At 71.8% G+C, this 19,976-nt stretch carries 19 protein-coding genes; 14 read left to right on the top strand and 5 right to left on the bottom strand.

Going from position 1 to position 19,976, the window contains the following annotated elements; all coding sequences use genetic code 11:
- Positions 1 to 250 precede the first annotated feature (250 nt).
- Complete coding sequence (groES, locus tag ACFSZT_RS00475) at positions 251 to 544, top strand: co-chaperone GroES (RefSeq protein WP_377387019.1); 294 nt, start codon at positions 251 to 253, stop codon at positions 542 to 544.
- Positions 545 to 627: 83 nt separating this feature from the next.
- Entirely contained in the window at positions 628 to 2,244 is a 1,617-nt protein-coding gene (groL, locus tag ACFSZT_RS00470; protein ID WP_377387016.1) for a chaperonin GroEL, read from the top strand.
- 132 nt (positions 2,245 to 2,376) lie between these two features.
- Here groL and ACFSZT_RS00465 read toward each other — a convergent pair whose 3' ends face one another.
- Positions 2,377 to 2,676, bottom strand: coding sequence for a WhiB family transcriptional regulator (locus ACFSZT_RS00465; protein ID WP_377387013.1), 300 nt, complete (start codon positions 2,674 to 2,676; stop codon positions 2,377 to 2,379).
- A gap of 211 nt (positions 2,677 to 2,887) precedes the next feature.
- On the opposite strand from ACFSZT_RS00465, the gene ACFSZT_RS00460 reads away from it, so the two are divergent.
- From ACFSZT_RS00460 to ACFSZT_RS00440, 5 genes are all read left to right on the top strand, one after another.
- Positions 2,888 to 3,901: a MerR family transcriptional regulator gene (locus ACFSZT_RS00460; protein ID WP_377387010.1), complete on the top strand. Its 1,014-nt coding sequence runs from the start codon at positions 2,888 to 2,890 to the stop codon at positions 3,899 to 3,901.
- Between the two features lie 4 nt (positions 3,902 to 3,905).
- A complete protein-coding gene (locus ACFSZT_RS00455; RefSeq protein WP_377387007.1) occupies positions 3,906 to 4,757 on the top strand; it encodes a hypothetical protein in 852 nt (283 codons plus the stop codon).
- A gap of 141 nt (positions 4,758 to 4,898) precedes the next feature.
- Positions 4,899 to 5,495, top strand: a complete 597-nt coding sequence (locus tag ACFSZT_RS00450; RefSeq protein WP_003073605.1) for a response regulator transcription factor — start codon at positions 4,899 to 4,901, stop codon at positions 5,493 to 5,495.
- A gap of 293 nt (positions 5,496 to 5,788) precedes the next feature.
- Entirely contained in the window at positions 5,789 to 6,361 is a 573-nt protein-coding gene (locus tag ACFSZT_RS00445) for a sigma-70 family RNA polymerase sigma factor (protein ID WP_377387000.1), read from the top strand.
- Positions 6,362 to 7,381 carry an anti-sigma-D factor RsdA gene (locus ACFSZT_RS00440; protein ID WP_377386997.1) on the top strand — a complete coding sequence of 340 codons (1,020 nt, stop codon included), beginning with the start codon at positions 6,362 to 6,364 and terminating at the stop codon, positions 7,379 to 7,381. It abuts the gene before it with no gap.
- A 138-nt stretch (positions 7,382 to 7,519) separates the two neighbouring features.
- On the opposite strand, the gene ACFSZT_RS00435 is transcribed toward ACFSZT_RS00440, so the two are convergent.
- Complete coding sequence (locus ACFSZT_RS00435; protein WP_377386994.1) at positions 7,520 to 7,906, bottom strand: DUF5319 domain-containing protein; 387 nt, start codon at positions 7,904 to 7,906, stop codon at positions 7,520 to 7,522.
- Between the two features lie 104 nt (positions 7,907 to 8,010).
- Here ACFSZT_RS00435 and guaB point away from each other — a divergent pair, with 104 nt between their 5' ends.
- The 3 genes from guaB (at position 8,011) to ACFSZT_RS00420 (ending at position 12,570) form a co-directional block, all read left to right on the top strand.
- Complete coding sequence (guaB, locus tag ACFSZT_RS00430; protein WP_377386992.1) at positions 8,011 to 9,555, top strand: IMP dehydrogenase; 1,545 nt, start codon at positions 8,011 to 8,013, stop codon at positions 9,553 to 9,555.
- Between the two features lie 87 nt (positions 9,556 to 9,642).
- Positions 9,643 to 10,788 (top strand): GuaB3 family IMP dehydrogenase-related protein, encoded by a 1,146-nt coding sequence (locus ACFSZT_RS00425; protein ID WP_377386990.1) that lies wholly within the window; start codon positions 9,643 to 9,645, stop codon positions 10,786 to 10,788.
- A 54-nt stretch (positions 10,789 to 10,842) separates the two neighbouring features.
- The gene (locus ACFSZT_RS00420) at positions 10,843 to 12,570 is read left to right on the top strand and encodes an FAD-dependent oxidoreductase (protein ID WP_377386987.1); all 1,728 of its coding nucleotides are present in this window, start codon (positions 10,843 to 10,845) and stop codon (positions 12,568 to 12,570) included.
- Here the strand turns inward: ACFSZT_RS00420 and ACFSZT_RS00415 are convergent.
- Positions 12,554 to 13,825, bottom strand: a complete 1,272-nt coding sequence (locus ACFSZT_RS00415; protein ID WP_377386984.1) for an aldehyde dehydrogenase family protein — start codon at positions 13,823 to 13,825, stop codon at positions 12,554 to 12,556. The genes ACFSZT_RS00420 and ACFSZT_RS00415 overlap by 17 nt on opposite strands.
- 92 nt (positions 13,826 to 13,917) lie before the next feature.
- Here ACFSZT_RS00415 and guaA point away from each other — a divergent pair, with 92 nt between their 5' ends.
- Together guaA and ACFSZT_RS00405 are read left to right on the top strand one after the other, a co-directional pair.
- The gene (gene guaA / locus ACFSZT_RS00410; RefSeq protein ID WP_377386981.1) at positions 13,918 to 15,462 is read left to right on the top strand and encodes a glutamine-hydrolyzing GMP synthase; all 1,545 of its coding nucleotides are present in this window, start codon (positions 13,918 to 13,920) and stop codon (positions 15,460 to 15,462) included.
- A gap of 27 nt (positions 15,463 to 15,489) precedes the next feature.
- Positions 15,490 to 16,272, top strand: coding sequence for an E3 ubiquitin ligase family protein (locus ACFSZT_RS00405; protein WP_377386978.1), 783 nt, complete (start codon positions 15,490 to 15,492; stop codon positions 16,270 to 16,272).
- Positions 16,273 to 16,324: 52 nt separating this feature from the next.
- On the opposite strand, the gene ACFSZT_RS00400 is transcribed toward ACFSZT_RS00405, so the two are convergent.
- Positions 16,325 to 16,549 carry a hypothetical protein gene (locus ACFSZT_RS00400; protein WP_377386975.1) on the bottom strand — a complete coding sequence of 75 codons (225 nt, stop codon included), beginning with the start codon at positions 16,547 to 16,549 and terminating at the stop codon, positions 16,325 to 16,327.
- Positions 16,542 to 17,774 (bottom strand): PspC domain-containing protein, encoded by a 1,233-nt coding sequence (locus tag ACFSZT_RS00395; protein WP_377386972.1) that lies wholly within the window; start codon positions 17,772 to 17,774, stop codon positions 16,542 to 16,544. The genes ACFSZT_RS00400 and ACFSZT_RS00395 overlap by 8 nt, the downstream gene beginning before the upstream one ends.
- 131 nt (positions 17,775 to 17,905) lie before the next feature.
- On the opposite strand from ACFSZT_RS00395, the gene ACFSZT_RS00390 reads away from it, so the two are divergent.
- Positions 17,906 to 19,285, top strand: a complete 1,380-nt coding sequence (locus tag ACFSZT_RS00390; protein WP_377386969.1) for an ATP-binding protein — start codon at positions 17,906 to 17,908, stop codon at positions 19,283 to 19,285.
- Between the two features lie 5 nt (positions 19,286 to 19,290).
- Positions 19,291 to 19,968: a response regulator gene (locus ACFSZT_RS00385; protein WP_377386966.1), complete on the top strand. Its 678-nt coding sequence runs from the start codon at positions 19,291 to 19,293 to the stop codon at positions 19,966 to 19,968.
- Positions 19,969 to 19,976 lie beyond the last annotated feature (8 nt).

The raw sequence follows: 19,976 nt of genomic DNA, 5'->3' as shown, positions 1-19,976 counted from the left end.
GCCGGTGAACGTTTGGCTACCGGGCGTGCTGAGACACCGGACTGGACCTCTTCGCCGGGCCACGAGGGGCCGGTGCTCTGACCAGGCACGGGAGCGCGTGCGACCCTGGTTGCGCGGCTAGCACTCCCGTGGCTAGAGTGCTAATTGCACGGCACCGCACACGCCCCGGCACCCGCGACGGCGGGGTGGTAGGCGCCGTACCCAACTAGGTACCTGCCAACGCTTTCGACGACCCGTGGAGGTCAACCCGGTGAGCGTGAACATCAAACCGCTCGAGGACAAGATCGTTGTCCAGAGGAGCGAGGCCGAGGAGACGACGGCCTCCGGTCTCGTCATCCCCGACACTGCGAAGGAAAAGCCCCAGGAGGGCAAGGTCCTGGCCGTCGGCCCGGGCCGCATCGACGACAAGGGCAACCGCATCCCCGTGGATGTCAAGGAAGGCGACGTCGTCATCTACTCCAAGTACGGCGGCACCGAGGTCACGTACAACGGCGAGGAGTACCTGATCCTGTCCGCCCGCGATGTGCTGGCCGTCATCAACTGACGACCCGCGTATGCGTTGACGCCCCGGGCCCCGCATGAAGCCGGGGGTCGGGGCGTTTCGCGTGCATGGAGAGAGGTTCCTCAATGCCTAAGCAGATCAACTTCAACGAGGACGCCCGTCGGGCCCTCGAGCGTGGGGTGGACAAGCTCGCCAACGCCGTGAAGGTGACGCTCGGCCCCCGCGGCCGCCACGTCGTGCTCGACAAGAAGTTCGGCGGCCCCACGATCACGCTGGACGGCGTGACCGTCGCGCGCGAGATCGAGCTCGACGAGCCGTTCGAGAACCTCGGCGCGCAGCTGGCCAAGAACGTCGCCACCAAGACCAACGACGTCGCCGGTGACGGCACCACCACGGCCACCGTGCTGGCGCAGGCGCTGGTGAAGGTCGGCCTCCGCAACGTGGCCGCCGGTGCCAATCCCACCGCGCTCGGCCGCGGCATCGAGGCGGCCGCCGAGAAGGTCGTCGAGGTCCTCAAGGACAAGGCGACGCCGGTCAAGGGGCGGGACAACATCGCCCAGGTCGGCACCGTGACCTCGCGCGACGCCACCATCGGTGCGCTGCTCGGCGAGGCCGTGGAGAAGATCGGCGAGGACGGCGTCATCACCGTGGAGGAGTCCTCCACCCTCGCCACCGAGCTGCAGATCACCGAGGGTGTCCAGTTCGACAAGGGCTTCCTCTCGGCGCACTTCGCGACCAACCCGGAGGAGCAGCGGGCGATCCTCGAGGACGCCTACGTGCTGCTGCACCGCGAGAAGATCTCCTCCATCGCCGACCTGCTTCCGGTGCTGGAGAAGGTCGCCGAGGCGAAGAAGCCGCTGCTCGTCATCGCCGAGGACGTCGAGGGCGAGGCGCTGTCGACCCTCGTGGTGAACTCGCTGCGCAAGACGATCACCGCGGTGGCCGTCAAGGCGCCGTTCTTCGGTGACCGGCGCAAGGCGTTCCTGGACGACCTGGCCGTCGTCACCGGCGGCACGGTCGTCTCCAGCGAGGTCGGCCTGAAGCTGTCCGAGGTCGGGCTCGAGGTGCTGGGCAAGGCCCGCCGCATCGAGGTCACCAAGGACGTCACCACGATCGTCGACGGTGCGGGCACCAAGGACGACCTCGAGGCTCGCATCGCCCAGATCCGCAAGGAGATCGAGACCACCGACTCCGACTGGGACCGCGAGAAGCTGCAGGAACGGCTCGCCAAGCTCGGCGGTGGCGTCGCTGTCATCAAGGTCGGTGCTGCCACCGAGACCGAGCTCAACGAGCGCAAGCACCGCATCGAGGACGCCGTCGCCTCCACCAAGGCGGCCGTCGAGGAGGGCATCGTCCCCGGCGGCGGCTCGGCGCTGGCCCACGTCGCCAAGGAGCTCGAGGGCAACCTCGGCCTCTCCGGTGACGAGGCCACCGGCGTCAAGATCGTCCGCGAGGCGCTCACCGCTCCGCTGTACTGGATCGCCACCAACGCCGGCCACGAGGGCGCGGTCATGGTGTCCAAGGTGCAGGAGCAGAAGTGGGGCCACGGCCTCAACGCCGCGACCGGTGAGATCACCGACCTGCTCGCGGCCGGTGTCGTGGACCCGGTGAAGGTCACGCGCTCGGCAGTGGCCAACGCCGCGTCGATCGCCCGGCTCGTGCTCACCACGGAGGGCTCCGTGGTGGACAAGCCCGAGGAGTCGGACGGCGAGGCGGGCCACGGTCACGGCCACGCGCACTGACCGGCACGGCTGATCGCACGAACGGGGCGGTACCCGCACAGGGTGCCGCCCCGTGTCGCGTCCGGGAGCCGATACGGAGAGAGGGGCGCCCTCGCGGACGCCCCTCTCCTCCTTCCCCCTCATTTCGGTTGGCTATCCGGTGAGGCTGAGTGACCGTTGCCGGCTCTTGATGATGTGCTCGCGCTCGGCCTCGGAAAGCCCGCCCCAGATGCCGTACGGCTCGTGGACGGCCAGTGCGTGTTCCCGGCACAACCGCAGTACCGGGCACGCCTGACAAATGGCTTTGGCCTGCGCTTCCCTGCGAGCCCGTGCCGGACCGCGTTCCCCGTCGGGATGGAAGAAGGAACCGCTGTCCATCCCCCGGCAAGCCCCCTCCAGCTGCCAGTCCCAGACGTCGGCGTTCGGTCCGGGGAGTCGGCGAATGTCGGCCATCGTGCCCCCTCGCTCTTCCGGCCCACGCGGCCGGATCATCGGCGACTACTCCATTCGGTGCAACGGGCGGTAACGTTAGAAGCGCGCCAATAGTTGTTCAAGGAATTCGCGCCGATTCAGCCGTTAGGCATCCCCCGCGTGTGTGAGGCGTACCACAGGGGTGGGAGTCTCTCCGGTTGCCGCGTTTCCGGGGTCACGCGATATTGACCCGATGCCGTCAGAGCCCGACTCCGCGTGTGCAGGCGCAGCGACACCGGCCGGGTCTCCGCCGGGCGAGACACCCTCCGCCGCGGAACCCACGCTGCCCGTCGCCGCGGTGGCACGCCGGCTGGGCGTGGCGCCGTCCACGCTGCGCACCTGGGATCGCCGCTACGGCGTCGGGCCCAGCAGGCACACGGGGGGCAGGCACCGGCGATACGGCACCTCCGACGTGGTCCGGCTCGAGTTGATGCAGCGTGCCCTGCTGCGGGGCGCATCGACCGCCGAAGCCGCGCGCTTCGCGCTCGACCGGATGCCCAAGCACGCGGCGCCCCCGCCGGTCACACCCCTTCCGGAACCGGACACCCTTCCGGCCGAGGAGGATGCGGCCGGCGCGCACGGCGCCGGGCTCGCCCGGTTCGCGCGGCGGCTCAGCAACGCCGCGCTCGCGATGGACGTGCCGCTGGTGCAGCAGGTCCTGGCCGAGTCGCTCACCACCTGCGGCGTCCTGGACGCCTGGGACGGCGTGATCCGGCCCGTGCTCGACGCGCTCCGGGCCGATACCTCGGACGGTGCCGAGGCGGGTCACCTGGTCGAGGAATGTGCCTACACGGCCGTGGTCCGGGCGCCGCCGCTGGTCGGCCGCCCGCGCAACGCCCGCCCCGTGCTCGTCGGCTGTGCTCCGCACGAACGCGCGTCGCTGCCGGTGTACGTGCTGGCCGCCGCGCTCGCCGAACGGGAGGTCGCGGGCCAGCCGCTCGGAGCCAGGCTTTCTGGTGAGGTGCTCGTCGCCGCGGTGCGCCGCAGCGCGCCGTCGGCCGTGGTGCTGTGGGCCGAACGCGCGTCGGTCGCCGACCCGGTGCTGCTGACCCGGCTCGCGCGGACCCGGCAGCGTGGCCGGTTGTTCGCGGCGGGCCCGGGCTGGTGCGATATCGCGCTGCCCGCGAAGGTCGAGCCGCTGCCCGACGTGCGCGGCGCCGTCCACCGGGTCGAGTACGTCCTGCTCGGCGGCCCGGGACGAGAATGAGGACGTGCAGACCCGGGAGAGCGACCTGCGGCGCGCGGCCTTCGGCGACGATCCCGGCCTCGGCGACCGCGTCCTCGCCGCCGCCGACGGTCCGCGGGAACGGTGGCTCGCCGCCGTGGTGCTGGGTGCCCGCGGCCGCTACGCCGCCGCGGCGTCCATCCTGCAGCCGCTCGCCCGCGGCACCGACGATGTCGCTGCCGCACTCGCCGGATCCACGCTCGCCTCGCACCGGCGGCAGCTCGGCGGGCACGCGGCCGCACAGCCGCTCGACGGTGCCGCGCTCGCCCGCGCGCTCGGCGCGACCGGCACCCCGGACGACGACGGCCTCGACCCGGCCGGTGCCCGTGCCGACGCGCTGCTCGGGCTCGCCGCCGACAATCTCGCCCTCGGCAGGCTCACCGCGTCCCGCCGGCTGATCGCGGCGGCCGCCGAGCACGTCACAAGCTGGCGCACCCGTGTGCGGGCAGGCTGGGTCAGCGCCGAGGTGGCCCTCGCGGGAGGGGGCGCCGCGGCCGCCGTGCCGCACGCCGAGCAGGCCGCCGCATGCGCCAGGCAGCGCGGCGCCGTGCGGCACACCGTCAAGTCGGACCTCGTGCTCGCTGCCGCACTCGCCGCCACCGGTGAGCCCGTGGCACGGGAGCGGGCCGCGGCCCTCGTGACGGCGGCGCTGGAGGCCGCCCGGAGCTACCGGCTCGGCTCGCTGGGGTGGCCTGCGGGGCTCCTGGCCGCCGATCTGGAACCCCGCCGAGCCGACCAGCACCGAGCCTGGGTCACTCGCGAGTTGCACGCACTGTTACCGGCCACCGACCCCGAAGGACGGCGGCTCGCCCGCGCGTCGCCGTGGGTGCCGATCTGACGTGCCGTCCGGCACCACCCGCCCGGTACCGACATCCGGGGCAGAGAAGTTTCAAAAAAAGCCACCGGATCGTGTCAAGGTGCGGCCCCCAGCGTCCGATAGGGGAAGTGGAACGTCACCCGGCTGCAGGAAGGAACCCCCGTGACAACGGTCTTGATCTGCGACGACCGACGCAGTGTCCGCGAAGGTCTCACTCGCGTGATGTCTGCCGTCCCCGGCGTCAGTCGCATCGACTGTGTAGCGCACGGTGACGAGTTGCTCGCCCGCTACTCCCGGCAGCCGGTCGACGTCGTGCTGGTCGGCACCCAGCGCGCCGTGCCCACCGGAGTCGAGGCGACGCGCAGGCTGGTGTCCGCGAACCCGCAGGCCAACGTGATCGTGTTCGGCGCGCCCGACGACGCGGGCAGCATCGCCGCCGCGATCGCCGGCGGCGCGCGTGGCTACCTGCGCTGGGACGCGTCGCGCCCCGAGCTCGTCGCCGCGCTCGCGCACACCCTCGCCAGCACGTCCGTCCCCGCTCCTCGCCAGCCCTCCGACCCGGGCGTCCAGCTCACCGAGCGCGAGCTGCAGGTGCTGCGCGGGATGAGCCAGGGCAAGAGCAACGGTCAGATCGGCCGCGAGCTGTACCTCTCCGAGGACACCGTCAAGACCCACGCGCGCCGGCTGTTCCGCAAGCTCGGCGTGCGCGACCGCGCGCAGGCCGTCGCGCACGGCTTCCGCCGCGGTCTCGTCTCCTGACGAACCTGCAGGCCGGCCTCGACGGGGCGCGGTGAATCGGTGCCGTACCGGTTCACCGCGCCCCGCTGTAACGTGTGGGACGCCGTATCGCCTGGTGAGGCTTGTTGAACGTTTGATCGTTGGCTAGACTCGCATTTCCGCACGTTGAGCCGCACGGAGTGTGCGTCCGGCTACCGTTCGGGAAACGGGGGATGCCGGAAGGTACGGTGGGCATATCACCGGCGTGAGGGACAAGTAGGCCACACGCCGTTCTTCTTGCACGCCTACACGTAACACCAGGATCGTTGTCTGCGATGGCCACTGTGGGGGATGGACTGGACGAGTCGGTCGCCGCCGCTGTCGAGGGAGACCAACAGGCGGTGGAGCGGCTGCTCGCCGCAATCCGTCCCCTTGTGGTGCGGTACTGCCGCGCCCGAGTTGGCAGGCAAGAGCGTTCGTACGCTTCGGCAGACGATGTGGCCCAGGAGGTGTGTCTCGCGGTGCTCACGGCATTGCCTTCGTACCGTGACCAGGGCCGCCCGTTCCTGGCTTTCGTCTACGGGATCGCTCAGCACAAGGTGGCCGACGCGCACCGCGCGGCTGCCCGTAACCGCGCTGAGCCCGTCGCCGAAGTACCCGACGAGATGGAACGGGACGTCGGTCCGGAGCAGTTCGCCATCCAGGGCGAGTTGAACGCACGGATGACCAAGCTGTTGCAGGTCTTGCCGGAGAAACAACGCGAGATCGTGGTGTTGCGGGTGGTTGTGGGCCTCTCCGCCGAGGAGACCGCCGAGGCCGTGGGCTCGACCCCCGGCGCGGTCAGGGTCGCCCAGCATCGCGCCCTCGCGCGGCTGCGCAAGGTGCTGGCCGCTGAGGAGGTGGTCTGAGTGACGGAACGAAGAGGCGGTAGCGACGAGCACGAGCACGGGAAGGGCGGGTCCGCAGGCTCCTCCCACCAGTACGGGGAGGCCGACGCCGAGTCCTCGGCCACGGTCGACCTCTCCGTGGTACAGGCGGACGATGCCCTGCTCGACGCGCTCGGCGGACCGGACCCTCGCGTTGCCGACAGCCTCGGTGACCAGGAGCTGAACGCCCTACTGCTCGCGTGGCGCCGGGACATCGACAGCGAGCCGATGCCCGACCTCGTCGACACGCCGACGGCCGTCACCGAGATCAGGACCGCCGCCCTCGCCCACCGGCACGCGGGCCAGGGCCGCCGTCGCCGCTTCCTGGTGCCGGTCGCCGCCGCGGCGGCGGTGCTCGCGATCGGCTTCACCGGCACCGCCCTCGCCGCGCGCGACGCCCAGCCCGGCGACACCCTGTGGGGCCTGAGCAAGGTGCTCTACGCCGACCACGCGCGCTCCATCGAGGCGGCCGCGTCGGTGCGGACGGCCATGCAGGAGGCCCAGCTCGCACTCGCCCAGCAGCGCTACGACGACGCCCGCCGCGCGCTCGCGCAGGCGGAAGAGGCGCTGCGGCAGGTTACGGCGACCGAGGAGGCCGCCCGGCTCAAGGCCCGGCACCTGCAGCTGATGGCCGAGCTGAACAGGCCCACGACGCCGCCGGCCCAGTCGTCGTCCTCGGCAACCACCACGACGCCGGACTCCAGCACCACCTCGCCGCTCGACACCTCGCCCAGCGACCCGCAGCCGGCGCCGGGACCGGGGCCGGGGCCCGAACCGACGGACCCGCCGCCGAGCGGCACACCGGACGACACGTCGTCCGACCCGACCACGCCGCCGACCACCACCGAGCCGACGCCGAGCAGCCCGAGCGACGACACCACCGGCAACACGGGCGACTCGGGCACCTCGTCGGGCTCCGGTGGCAAGTCGCCCGCCATCATCGGCGACCCGTCGAGCGGCGACGTCTCCGGCACGTCGGGCACCGGATCCACCACCAACTGACGAGACGCTCGCCACGACGTCCGGTCGGGGCGGGCGGCCCGATGTCCGCGTCATGCCGTGGACCGGGAACGAGACGTTCGACACGGCAAAGGCGCTCCGCCCACCCGGGACGGAGCGCCTTTGCCGTCGTCGGCCCTGCTAGTAGGCGTTCTCGGTGGTCGTGATGCCGTCGGCGAAGCCGCGGCAGTAGTCCCACGTCACATAATCCGCCGGATTCGGGTCGTAGGCGGGCTCGTGGGGACGCATCCTGCCGTCGTTGAGCAGTTGCTCCAGGCTCGCCCTGAGCAGGTGCCAGTCGTGGTAGTGCGGTTGGTCGCATTCGCCGCAGTCCACCACGATCCCGCGAATGCCACGCGGCTGGAGAAGTGCCTGGTAGACGGCGAGATCCGACAGGTCCGCGAGGAGCTCGGAGCGCTCCTCGGGAGTGATCGGCTCCGCCACCGGTTCGTCGAGGGCGGCGATCTCCCTGGCGGGGTCGTTCGGGTCGTCGGCGAACGGGTCTGGGGGCAACACATCGTGCGGCACGGCCTGCACGGTACCGGGAAGGTACCGGGGCGCGTCCAGATACCATCGTTAACAGGGCCGAAAACCCCTGTTGGCTTCACCCGCGAGGAAGGTTACCCGGCAGTATGACGAGCGAGTTCACCTCCGCAGACGTCCTTGCCCCCGCGGAGGACGGGAGTGCCGCCATCCCGGAGAAGTTCGCGATGGTCGGGCTGACCTTCGACGACGTGCTGCTGTTGCCCGCCGAGTCGGACGTCGTCCCCAGCGCCGTCGACACGAGCACCCGGCTGACCCGCAACGTCACGCTGCGGATCCCGCTGCTGTCCGCGGCCATGGACACCGTCACCGAGGCGCGCATGGCCATCGCGATGGCGCGCCAGGGCGGCATGGGCGTGCTGCAGCGCAACCTGCCGATCGACGAGCAGGCGCAGGCCGTCGAGGTGGTCAAGCGCAGCGAGGCGGGCATGGTCACCGATCCGGTGACGTGCTCGCCGGACGACACCCTCGCCGAGGTCGACGCGCTGTGCGCCCGGTTCCGGATCTCCGGCGTGCCGGTGACCGACGCATCGGGCCAGCTGGTGGGCATCATCACCAACCGCGACATGCGGTTCGAGGTCGACCACAGCAGGCCGGTGCGCGAGGTGATGACCAAGGCCCCGCTGGTGACCGCGCAGGTCGGGGTCACCGCCGAGGCGGCGCTCGGGCTGCTGCGCAAGCACAAGATCGAGAAGCTGCCGATCGTCGACGGTGCGGGCAAGCTGCGCGGGCTCATCACCGTCAAGGACTTCGTCAAGACCGAGCAGTACCCCGACGCCACCAAGGACCACGACGGCAGACTGCTGGTCGGCGCCGCCGTCGGGGTGGGCGCCGACGGTCACCAGCGCGCGATGGCCCTCGCCGACGCCGGGGTGGACGTGCTCATGGTCGACACCGCGCACGGCCACTCCCGCGCGGTGCTGGAGACCGTGTCGCTGCTGAAGAAGGAGCTCGGGGACACGGTCGACGTCGTGGGCGGCAACGTTGCGACGCGCGCGGGCGCGCAGGCGCTCGTGGAGGCCGGGGCCGACGGCGTCAAGGTCGGTGTCGGGCCGGGCTCGATCTGCACCACCCGGGTGGTCGCCGGTGTCGGCGTGCCGCAGATCTCGGCGATCTACGAGGCCGACAAGGCGTGCCGGCCCGCGGGTGTGCCGGTGATCGGTGACGGCGGCATCCAGTACTCGGGGGACATCGCCAAGGCCATCGCCGCGGGCGCGTCCGCGGCGATGCTCGGCAGCCTGCTCGCGGGCACCGCCGAGGCGCCCGGCGAGGTGATTCTCGTCAACGGCAAGCAGTACAAGACCTACCGCGGCATGGGCTCGCTCGGCGCCATGCGTTCGCGTGGCGAGCAGCGCTCGTACTCCAAGGACCGCTACGCGCAGGACGACGTGCTCTCCGAGGACAAGCTGGTGCCCGAGGGCATCGAGGGGCGCATCCCGTTCCGTGGCCCGCTGGCGAACGTCGTGCACCAGCTCGTCGGCGGCCTGCGGTCGGGCATGGGCTACGCCGGGGCGCGGACGATTCCCGAACTGCAGCGGGCCCAGCTGGTGCGCATCACCGCGGCCGGGCTCAAGGAGAGCCACCCGCACGACGTGACCATGACGGTCGAGTCGCCGAACTACACCACGCGGTAGAACGCCGCCTGGGCCACCCGTGACCGCCGGTGCGGGCACGGGAGCCACAATGAGCCCGCAGTGTTTCGCGGGGAGAAGGGACGTGACGTGCGGGATCTGGTCGAGATCGGCATGGGCCGCACCGCGCGGCGGTCGTATGACCTCGATGACATCGACATCGTGCCGTCGCGGCGCACGCGGTCGTCGAAGGTCGTGTCCACCAGCTGGCAGATCGACGCCTACCGGTTCGACCTGCCCTTCGTGACGCACCCGACGGACGCGATCGTCTCGCCGGACACCGCTGTCCACATCGGCAGGCTCGGCGGGCTCGGCGTGCTCAACGCCGAGGGCGTGTGGGCCCGGCACCCCGATGCGGAGGCCGCGCTCGCCCGGGTCGCGGAGGCCGCCAAGGACGGCGCCGCGCTCTCCGAGGTCGTGTCGCTGCTGCAGGAGCTGCACTCGGCGCCCATCCGGCCCGACCTGCTGACCGAGGCCGTCCGTGCGGTGCGGGACTCCGGGGTCACCGTGGCCGCGCGGGTCAGCCCGCAGCACGCCGCCGAGCTCACGCCGCACCTGCTGTCGGCGGGCGTGGAGATCCTCATCGTCCAGGGCACCATCGTCTCCGCCGAGCACGTGGGCCAGGACGACGGTGACGCGCCCGACCCGCTGAACCTCAAGGAGTTCATCGCCAACCTCGACGTGCCGGTGATCGCGGGCGGCGTGAGCGACTACCGCACGGCCATGCACCTCATGCGCACCGGCGCGGCGGGCGTGATCGTCGGCCACGGCTACACGCCGGGCGTCACCAGCACCGATCGCGTGCTCGGCATCGGCGTGCCGATGGCGACGGCCATCATCGACGCCGCCGCCGCGCGGCGCGACTACCTCGACGAGACGGGTGGCCGCTACGTCCACGTGCTCGCCGATGGCGGCATCAGCTACAGCGGCGACATCGCCAAGGCCATTGCGTGCGGTGCCGACGCGGTGATGCTGGGCGCGCCGCTCGCCGGGGCCGCCGAGGCGCCGGGCAAGGGGCTGTACTGGACGGCCGCCGGCGCGCACCCGTCGCTTCCGCGCTCGCGTGTGGCGCCCGTGCCGAGCGCCGAGGTGGACCTCAAGACGCTGCTGCACGGCCCCGCGCAGGACCCGCAGGGTGTGGTGAACCTGTTCGGCGCCCTCCGCCGGGCACTGGCCAAGACCGGCTACTCCGACCTGAAGGAGTTCCAGCGCGTCGGTCTCACCGTGCGTAATTGACGCGCCAGTAACTTACCTCTGGTCAGAAGCCGTCGGCGTGGTTACAGTTTTTCTGTGACTTCGCGTAACACCATCACCGCCGATGGCTCGCCCGACTACGACGTCATCGTCGTCGGATCCGGATTCGGGGGCAGCGTCGCCGCCCTGCGGCTCACGGAGAAGGGCTACCGCGTCGCCGTGATCGAGGCGGGCCGCCGCTTCGCCGACGACGAGTTCGCCGAGACGTCCTGGGACCTGCGCCGGTATCTGTGGGCGCCGCGGCTCGGCTGCTTCGGCATCCAGCGCATCCACCTGCTCAAGGACGTCATGATCCTCGCCGGATCGGGCGTCGGCGGCGGGTCGCTCGTCTACGCGAACACGCTGTACCGCCCGCTCAAACCGTTCTACCGCGACCGTCAGTGGGCGCACATCACCGACTGGGAAGCCGAACTCGCCCCGCACTACGACCAGGCGAGCCGCATGCTCGGGGTGGTGACCAACCCGACGGTGACGCCGTCCGACGAGGTCATGCGCAAGGTCGCCGCCGACCTGGGTGTGCCCGACTCCTACCACCCGACGCCGGTCGGTGTGTACTTCGGCAAGCCCGGCGACGAGGTGCCCGATCCCTTCTTCGGCGGGGTGGGGCCCGCGCGCACGGGATGCACCGAATGCGGCTCCTGCATGACCGGTTGCCGCGTCGGCGCGAAGAACACGCTCGTCAAGAACTACCTCTATCTCGCCGAGCGGAGCGGAGCGAAGGTCATTCCGCTCACCACCGTCACGGCCGTGCGCCCGCGCGGCGACTCCACGTTCGAGGTCGACATCCGCAAGACCGGCACCACCTCCCGCCGGTTCACGCACACGCTCACGGCCACCCACGTGGTATTCGCCGCGGGCACCTGGGGTACGCAACGGCTGCTGCACACGATGCGGGACACCGGCGCGCTGCCGCGGCTCTCGCCGCGTCTGGGCGAGCTCACCCGCACCAACTCCGAGGCGATCATCGGCGCGGCCCGCACGTCGGTGGATCCCGAGAACGACTACAGCCGCGGCGTGGCCATCACGTCCTCCATCCACCCCGACGAGAACACCCACATCGAGCCGGTGCGCTACGGCAAGGGCAGCAACGCGATGAGCCTGCTGCAGACCGTCGCCACCGACGGCAGCCTCGACGTGCCGCGCTGGCTGCAGGCGGTCAGGTTCGTGCTCAAGCACCCGGTCAAGACGGCCAAGCTGCTCAACGCGTACCGGTGGAGCGAACGGACCGTGATCCTGCTGGTGATGCAGAGCCTCGACAACTCCATCACCACCTACACCAAGCGCGGGCTGTTCGGCCGCAGGCGGTACACGTCCAAGCAGGGCCACGGCGAGCCGAACCCGACGTTCATCAAGGCCGGCCACGAAGCGAACCTGCGTACCGCCGAGCACATCGGCGGTATGGCGGGCGGCACCTGGGGGGAGATCTTCAACATCCCGCTGACGGCGCACTTCATCGGTGGCGCACCGATCGGCACGAGCCCCGACAAGGGGGTCATCGACCCCTACCACCGCGTCTACAACTACCCGAACCTGCACGTGGTGGACGGCTCGGCGATCACGGCCAACCTCGGCGTGAACCCGTCGCTGACGATCACGGCGCAGGCGGAACGGGCGTTCTCGTTCTGGCCGAACAAGGGCGAGGCCGACCCGAGGCCCGCCCAGTCCGAGGGCTATGTGCGGCTCGACCCGATCGCGCCGAAGAACCCCGTGGTGCCCGCGGGCGCGCCTGGCGCGCTGCGGCTGCCGCTCACGCCAGCACCGTGACCCGCTCGCAGGTGAACGCGCGCATGCTCGCGCGCACCGACGCCGGGTCGTAGTCCGGAACGTCGCCCACGACGAGCTGCTCCACGGGCAGTTCCTCCGAGGCTCGCATCGCGAGCCGGACCTCGCGGGTGAACAGGCCGGCCTGGGCACCGCCGACGGCGGCGAAGGCCTCGTCGGCGGAGCCGGTGACGACCACGGCCAGCGCGGGTCCGGTCACCGGGGCGGTGGGGTCGGTGCCGGTGACGAGGGCGGGCTCCACGGTCGCGCCCCGCCGCCCGCCGCCGGTCAGCAGCTTCGCCCCCGCGGCCACGGCGTCGTCGAGCAGCCGAACGGCGCGCTGCGCGGCTGCCTCGTCGGGCAGCGGGCCGACCGACACGGCGAGGTCGTACGGGTCGCCGGTGGGCTGGGCGCGGACCGCGTCGGCCAGGGCCGGCACGAACTCCTCCGCGACCGACTCGTCGACCACGACCCGGTGTACCGCGTCGGGCCGCCGTCCGGCTTCGCGGGTGGCCGAGACGGCGATGCGGAGGGCCGCGTCGGCCAGGTCCGGCCAGTCGAGCACCACCGCGGTCGCGCCCGGTGCCGGGTCGGTGTCGCCGGCCACGACGGGCAGGCGCGGGTCGCCGACCGGGGCGGCGCCGAGCGGCAGCACCGAGAACGCGCCCGCCGGCAGGTCCGTGCCGGCCAGCGCCTCGCCGACGGCGAGCGCGGACAGCGGCGTGTCCAGGGCGGGTGCCAGCACCACGGGTGACCCGACGGCCAGCGCGGCGGCGACCGAGTGTGCCGCCGACCGCAGCGGCGAGTGCGTCCCGACGACACCGAGCACCGGCCCGCGCGCGACCTGCCGCACCAGCACCGTCCGTTCTCCACCGTCGCGCAGCTCGCCGGACGGCGGGGTGGTGTGGCCTGCCGCAGCACGCAGGACGGCCACGGCGTCGGCCACCTCCCGCTCAGCCCAGCGCAGCGGCGTGCCGGCTTCGGCGGTGACGAGCTCGGCGAGTTCCTCGGCCTGAGCCTGGAGCGTGTCCGCCACGGCCCGCAGCACGGCGGACCGCACGGCACCGGGTAGCCGGCGCAGCTCGCCCGCCGCTGCCGAAGCGGCATCGGCGGCCCGTTCCACCTGGTCGGAGGAGGCCACGGCGACGGTGGCGACCTCGGTGCCGTCGGCGGGATGGGTCACGGCGACGGTGTGCTCGCCCGGCTCGGCGCGGCCCGCGACCCAGCAGTCGTGAGGCCGTGGCGTGATGGCGTCCATAGTGCTGCACCGTAACGGCCACCTGCGCTCAGCGCCGGGCAGTTCACCTGCGACGATGAGGGGGCAGTTCGTTGATGCCAGGAGGTCCGGCAGTGGCAGAAGGTCCCGTTCTCGTCGTGGACTACGGCGCCCAGTACGCGCAGCTCATCGCCCGGCGGGTCCGCGAGGCGCAGGTGTACTCGGAGGTCGTGCCGCACACCGCGTCGGTGGAGGAGCTGCTCGAACGCAAGCCCTCCGCGATCATCCTGTCCGGCGGACCGGCCAGCGTCTACGCCGAGGACGCGCCCCGCGTGGACCCCGCGCTGTTCCAGTCGGGCGTGCCGGTGTTCGGCATCTGCTACGGCTTCCAGGCGATGGCGCAGGCGCTCGGCGGTGGCGTCGAGCACACCGGCACCCGCGAGTTCGGCCGCACCGAGCTGGGGGTCTCGGGCGGCGCTCTGCACGAGGACCTGCCCGCCCGGCATCCGGTGTGGATGAGCCACGGCGACTGCGTCACCAAGGCCCCGGAGGGCTTCGCCGTCACGGCCACCAGCGAGGGCGCGCCGGTGGCCGGGTTCGAGGACGTCGATCGCAAGCTCGCGGGCGTGCAGTACCACCCGGAGGTCGCGCACTCGCCGCATGGCCAGGAGGTGCTGCGGCGGTTCCTGCACGAGATCGCCGGCATCCGTCCGCAGTGGACCACGGCGTCCATCGTGGACGACCAGGTGGCCCGCATTCGCACCCAGATCGGCGACGGGCACGCCATCTGCGGGCTGTCCGGCGGCGTGGACTCCGCGGTCGCCGCGGCACTGGTGCAGCACGCGATCGGCGACCGGCTCACGTGCGTGTTCGTCGACCACGGCCTGTTGCGGGCGGGAGAGCGGGCCCAGGTGGAACGGGATTTCGTCGCGGCCACCGGCGTGAACCTGGTTACGGTCGACGCCCGCGACCGCTTCCTCGACGCACTCGCCGGGGTCACCGACCCCGAGGAGAAGCGCAAGATCATCGGCCGCGAGTTCATCCGGGTCTTCGAACAGGCCGCGCGTGACCTCAAGGCCAAGGGGGAGGCGGAGTTCCTCGTCCAGGGCACGCTGTACCCGGACGTCGTCGAGTCCGGTGGCGGCACGGGGACGTCCAACATCAAGAGCCACCACAACGTGGGCGGCCTGCCCGAGGACCTGCAGTTCACGCTTGTCGAGCCGCTGCGCCTGCTGTTCAAGGACGAGGTGCGCCGCGTCGGCCTGGAACTCGGCCTGCCGGAGACGATCGTGCACCGCCAGCCGTTCCCCGGTCCGGGCCTGGGCATCCGCATCATCGGCGAGGTCACCGCCGAGCGGCTCGAGACGTTGCGGGCCGCCGACTCGATCGCGCGCGAGGAGCTCACCGCGGCCGGCCTCGACCGCGACATCTGGCAGTGCCCGGTGGTGCTGCTCGCCGATGTCCGCAGCGTCGGCGTCCAGGGAGACGGACGGACCTACGGCCATCCGGTGGTGCTGCGGCCCGTGTCCAGCGAAGACGCCATGACCGCCGACTGGACGCGGCTGCCCTACGACGTGCTCGAACGGATCTCGACGCGCATCACCAACGAGGTCGCCGACGTGAACCGGGTCGTGCTCGACGTCACGAGCAAGCCGCCGGGCACGATCGAGTGGGAGTGACCTCCCGAACGCACTGGGGGTAGGGCAATGTGGATCGCGGGTGTGCTGCTCGTCGCGGTGGCCGTGGCCGGGTTCTTCTACATGCGGCACACCAAGAGTGAGCTGCACGCCATGATCGGCACGGAGACGCTGTCGATTCCCGAGCTGGAACAGCTCCGGAAGGTGTCCGACGAGCTGGGCGCCCAGGGCTCGTTCCGCAAGACGGCCGAGGTCGTCGGCGCCGCGCACCCCCGGCCGGAGGGCCCGCTGAAGGCGGAGCTGTCCAAGACCGAGTGCGTCTGGTACCGCTACCTCGTCGAGCGGCAGTACGAGACCGACGAGTACCGGGACGGCAAGCGCCACCGCACGAAGCGGACCGAGCGGGTCGCCGAGCACACGTCGTGGGAGGGCTACGCGCTCGTCGACGAGCAGGGCCGCACCATCGGCGTCGACCCGAACGGCACCAGCCCCGACAAGCCGGAGCAGACGGTGAACCGGTTCGAGCCGCACCACGGTGACGGCGGCGTGGAGCTGTTCGGGATCACACTCCCGCAGATCTTCTCCGGCGGTGGGAGCCGGACCATCGGCTACACCTACAAGGAATGGGTCATCCGGCCCGGCCGCAGGCTCTACATCCTCGGCGAGGTCCACGACAAGATCGGTCCGCTGGTGATCGGCAAGCCCGAGGGGGACGGGCACTTCCTCATCTCGACGCGGACAGAGCAGGAACTGCGCGAGGACCGCACCAGGCGGCACAAGATGCTCGCCGTCGGCGTCGTGGCCGGCACGGTCCTCGGTCTCGGCCTGGTGGTGGCCGACATCGTCGCGTAGCCGAACGCGGGCCGACGCCGGCTCCCTGGGGGACCGGCGTCGGCCGCGCGGCTCAGTCGCGGTTGCGGTCGCCTCGCATCGAGGCGATGAGCATCAGCGTTCCGGCGAGCACGGCGGCCCCGGCCAGCACCCAGCGCAGGTCGAACGAGCCGAGCCAGTCCGGCCCGTCCGAGAGCACGTAGACCGACACGAACAACGTCGCCAGGCCTGCCAGCAGCGGGAAGGCGTCCACTCGCGGCCTGCGGCGCGTCACCTGCTGCTCGTCCTGCTCAGCCACCACGATGCACCTCCACGTTGCCGAGTCCGGCCTCGATGTTCAGGATGATCCGGTCGCCGCCGGGCCCGTCCTCGCCGAGGTCCACGCCCCGGACGGCCGCGGTTCCCGCCCCGGACTGCTGGCGGTCGAAGCATTCCACGTTCCCGGTGCCGACGCTGCAGTCGAAGGTCACGTCGGCGGTGGTGGGCACGTGCACGGCGATGTTGCCCGCGCCCACGCGCAACGTCGATCGCACCGGCTCGGCGGGCCCGCCCAGGTGCCGCAGGTCGAGGTCGATCTCGCCGGCCGTGCGCTCGTACAGCGGCTGCACCTCGGCGGCCGAGTACGGCGTGCTGGTGATCTGCCCGAACCCGCCGCCGTACTGGTCGAACGGCACCGAGGTCAGCGCGATCCCGGCCACCGACAGCGGCACTGCCAGCCAGACCAGGCCACGACCGCCGCCGAGGAACGCCCCCGCCACCATGCCCATCCCGAGCACGGCGAGCACCAGCCCGATGACGTGCGCCGGGCTCCACCACGGGTCGGCACTCGACGACGCCACCGCCGCACCGACACCGGCTACCGCGAGCGCCACCCCGAGCGTCGCGATGCCGATCTTCGACTTCCGCCGCGGCGGCCCCGGCTCCGAGGGTTCCGGCGCGGGCGCGGCGCCGGGCAGGTCCCAGCCGAGCGGCGCGGCGCCCAGGGCGTCCCAGGTCGCCGACGTGCTCGCCGGGTTCTGCAGGTCGATCGGGGCCGACGTGACGGCGGCGGGCCTGCCGATCGGGGCAGGCCGGTTGAGATGCCCACGGCTGCGGTGCATGAGATAGAGCGCCGTAACGATCAGCGCCAGCCCCAGGAAGCCGCCACCGTCGAACCACGCCCCGCCGAACGTCCACCCGAAGGCCGGCACGAGCGCGGCCAGCAGCACCACGGTGCCGCCCTTCGACATCGAGCTGCGGCCCTTGCCGATCAGCGCTTCGAACGGCGACACCTCGTCGGACTGGGCGGGCATGAACAGCCACGCCAGCAGGTACACCGCGATCCCGACCCCGCCGAAGATCGTGACGGCGACCAGGGCCACGCGGATCACCACGGGGTCGATGCCGTACCGCCTGCCGATCCCGGCGGCGACCCCCGCCACCTTGCGGCCCTCCTCGGACCTCCGGGGCCTGCTCGCCCAGAAGTCCCGGACCGTCTCCTCGAAGCCGTCGAGATGCCTCGACGCGTCCGTCGTCCCAGTCATGGGATCGAGCATGCGCGACCCACACGGCCTCCCACATCGGGGAAGACCCCTGAACTTCCTCCGGGACGCGCCCACGGTGGGGGATCGGCTCAGGGGTTTCCCTGATGATTCCATCGCCGGTCTCTGTGAACATGGGTGACGTGCAGGAACCGAGAGCACAGCCCACCGACGAGCGCGCGGCACCCACCGCGAGACCCGTCCCGGACCGTGCTGCCGCCGCGCCCGCGGTGTCGCCGTCCCGGGCCGTCGCGGAGAGCGAGGCGCCGCCGAAGATGCACCGGCGGCGCACCGGACGTGCGCTGGCCGGGGTCGCCGGAGGCCTGGCCGATCACCTCGAGGTCAAGGTGCTCTGGGTGCGGGCGACGTTCGCGGTGCTGGCCGCGTTCGGTGGCCTCGGGCTGGTCGCGTACGGCCTGCTGTGGGTGTTCGTACCCCAGCAGTCGCGCGAGGACGCGCAGTACGAGGAGTCGACGAAGGAACGCCAGCAGGCATACGGGCTGATCGCGCTCGGCATCGGGCTGACCGTCGCGGGCGGCGCCATCACCGGCTTGTTCAGCGGCTGGGTTGGGCTGCCGGTCGCGGTGGCGCTCGTCGGTGCCGCCGTGGTGTGGCGGGAGGCCGACGAGTCGCAGCGCAGGCGCTGGCGTGTCGGCGCCCGCACGGGTGTCGCCGGGGCGGTGCTCGGCGGCGGAGGCTGGTCGGCGGCCATCCGGGTGTTCGCCGGGGTGGCGCTGGTGATGACCGGCATCGGCGTGATCGTGCTGCGGGGCAGCAGCCTCGACCAGATTCAGTTCGCGCTCATCGCCGTGCTGGCCACGCTGGTCGGCGTCGCGGTGCTGACCGTGCCGTTCTGGCTGCGCCTGGTGCGCGACCTCGGCGAGGAGCGGCGCGCCCGCATCCGCACCGAGGAGCGCGCCGAGATCGCCGCGCATCTGCACGACTCCGTGCTGCAGACCCTCGCGCTCATCCAGAAGCAGGCCGAATCGCCGCGCGAGGTGGCCCGCCTGGCCCGCGGGCAGGAACGGGAGCTGCGCGCCTGGCTCTACGGCCCCAGCGGTTACGGAACCCCGAAGCGGCAGTCCGAGACCGAGCAGCACGGCACCCTCTCGCAGGCCATCGCGGCCACGTGCGGCGAGGTGGAGGACGCCTTCGCCATCTCCGTGCAGCAGGTGGTGGTCGGCGATTTCGAGCTCGACGAGCAGCTCACGGCGCTCGTCCAGGCCGCCCGCGAGTCGATCGTCAACGCCGCCAAGCACGCCGGCGTCGACGAGGTCAGCGTCTACGCCGAGGTGGAGCCGGCGTCGGTGACGGTGTTCGTCCGTGACCGGGGCAAGGGGTTCGATCCCGACAGCGTTCCCGGCGACCGGCATGGCCTGGCCGACTCCATCCGGGGCAGGATGGAGCGCAACGGCGGTACGTGCCGGTTGCGCACGGCACCCGGTGAGGGCACCGAGGTGCAGCTGGAGATGCCGCGCAGGGTCAGTGCCAAGACTTCCCAGGGGGCAGGGTGAACACCGTGAGCACGGAGGAGCAGCAGACGCGGCAGCCGGTGACCGTCTTCCTCGTCGACGACCACGCGCTGTTCCGCGCGGGCGTGCGCACCGAACTCGAGTCGATCACCGCGGAGGTGCGCGTGGTCGGCGAGGCCGGCTCGGTCGCCGAGGCGGTCGCCGGGATCGCCCGCACCCGCCCGCAGGTGGTGCTGCTGGACGTGCACATGCCCGACGGTGGCGGCGCCGAGGTGCTGCGGCGGGTCCGGCCCGAGCTGCCCGACGTCGTGTTCCTCGCGCTGTCGGTGTCCGACGCCGCCGAGGACGTCATCGCCGTGATCCGCGCGGGTGCGCGCGGCTACGTCACCAAGACCATTTCGTCGAAGGAGCTCGTGCGGGCGATCGCCCGGGTCGCCGACGGCGACGCCGTGTTCTCGCCGCGGCTGGCGGGCTTCGTGCTCGACGCCTTCGCCGATCGTCCCGGCTCCGAACCGATCAGCGACCCCGATCTCGACCTGCTCACCCCGCGCGAGCGAGACGTCCTGCGCCTGCTCGCGCGGGGCTACGCGTACAAGGAGATCGCCTCCGAGCTGTTCATCTCGGTGAAGACGGTGGAGACGCACGTGTCGAGCGTTCTGCGCAAGACCCAGCTGTCGAACCGCTACGAGCTCTCCCGCTGGGCCTCCGACCGCCGCCTCGTCTGAGTCACACG

Source organism: Prauserella oleivorans, from assembly GCF_042685745.1.
Lineage (GTDB): Bacteria > Actinomycetota > Actinomycetes > Mycobacteriales > Pseudonocardiaceae > Prauserella_A > Prauserella_A oleivorans.
Note: the sequence above shows the minus strand (reverse complement) of the source record. Positions and strands in the feature narration are given on the sequence as shown.

What these genes read in the sequence shown, in the direction of transcription:
- ACFSZT_RS00390 (WP_377386969.1), top strand. Translation starts at nt 17,906, where the DNA reads ATGGGTGACGTGCAGGAACCGAGAGCACAGCCCACCGACGAGCGCGCG.
- guaB (WP_377386992.1), top strand. Translation starts at nt 8,011, where the DNA reads ATGACGAGCGAGTTCACCTCCGCAGACGTCCTTGCCCCCGCGGAGGAC.
- ACFSZT_RS00405 (WP_377386978.1), top strand. Translation starts at nt 15,490, where the DNA reads ATGTGGATCGCGGGTGTGCTGCTCGTCGCGGTGGCCGTGGCCGGGTTC.
- ACFSZT_RS00460 (WP_377387010.1), top strand. Translation starts at nt 2,888, where the DNA reads ATGCCGTCAGAGCCCGACTCCGCGTGTGCAGGCGCAGCGACACCGGCC.
- ACFSZT_RS00395 (WP_377386972.1), bottom strand. Translation starts at nt 17,774, where the DNA reads ATGACTGGGACGACGGACGCGTCGAGGCATCTCGACGGCTTCGAGGAG.
- groL (WP_377387016.1), top strand. Translation starts at nt 628, where the DNA reads ATGCCTAAGCAGATCAACTTCAACGAGGACGCCCGTCGGGCCCTCGAG.
- ACFSZT_RS00465 (WP_377387013.1), bottom strand. Translation starts at nt 2,676, where the DNA reads ATGGCCGACATTCGCCGACTCCCCGGACCGAACGCCGACGTCTGGGAC.
- ACFSZT_RS00415 (WP_377386984.1), bottom strand. Translation starts at nt 13,825, where the DNA reads ATGGACGCCATCACGCCACGGCCTCACGACTGCTGGGTCGCGGGCCGC.
- ACFSZT_RS00445 (WP_377387000.1), top strand. Translation starts at nt 5,789, where the DNA reads ATGGCCACTGTGGGGGATGGACTGGACGAGTCGGTCGCCGCCGCTGTC.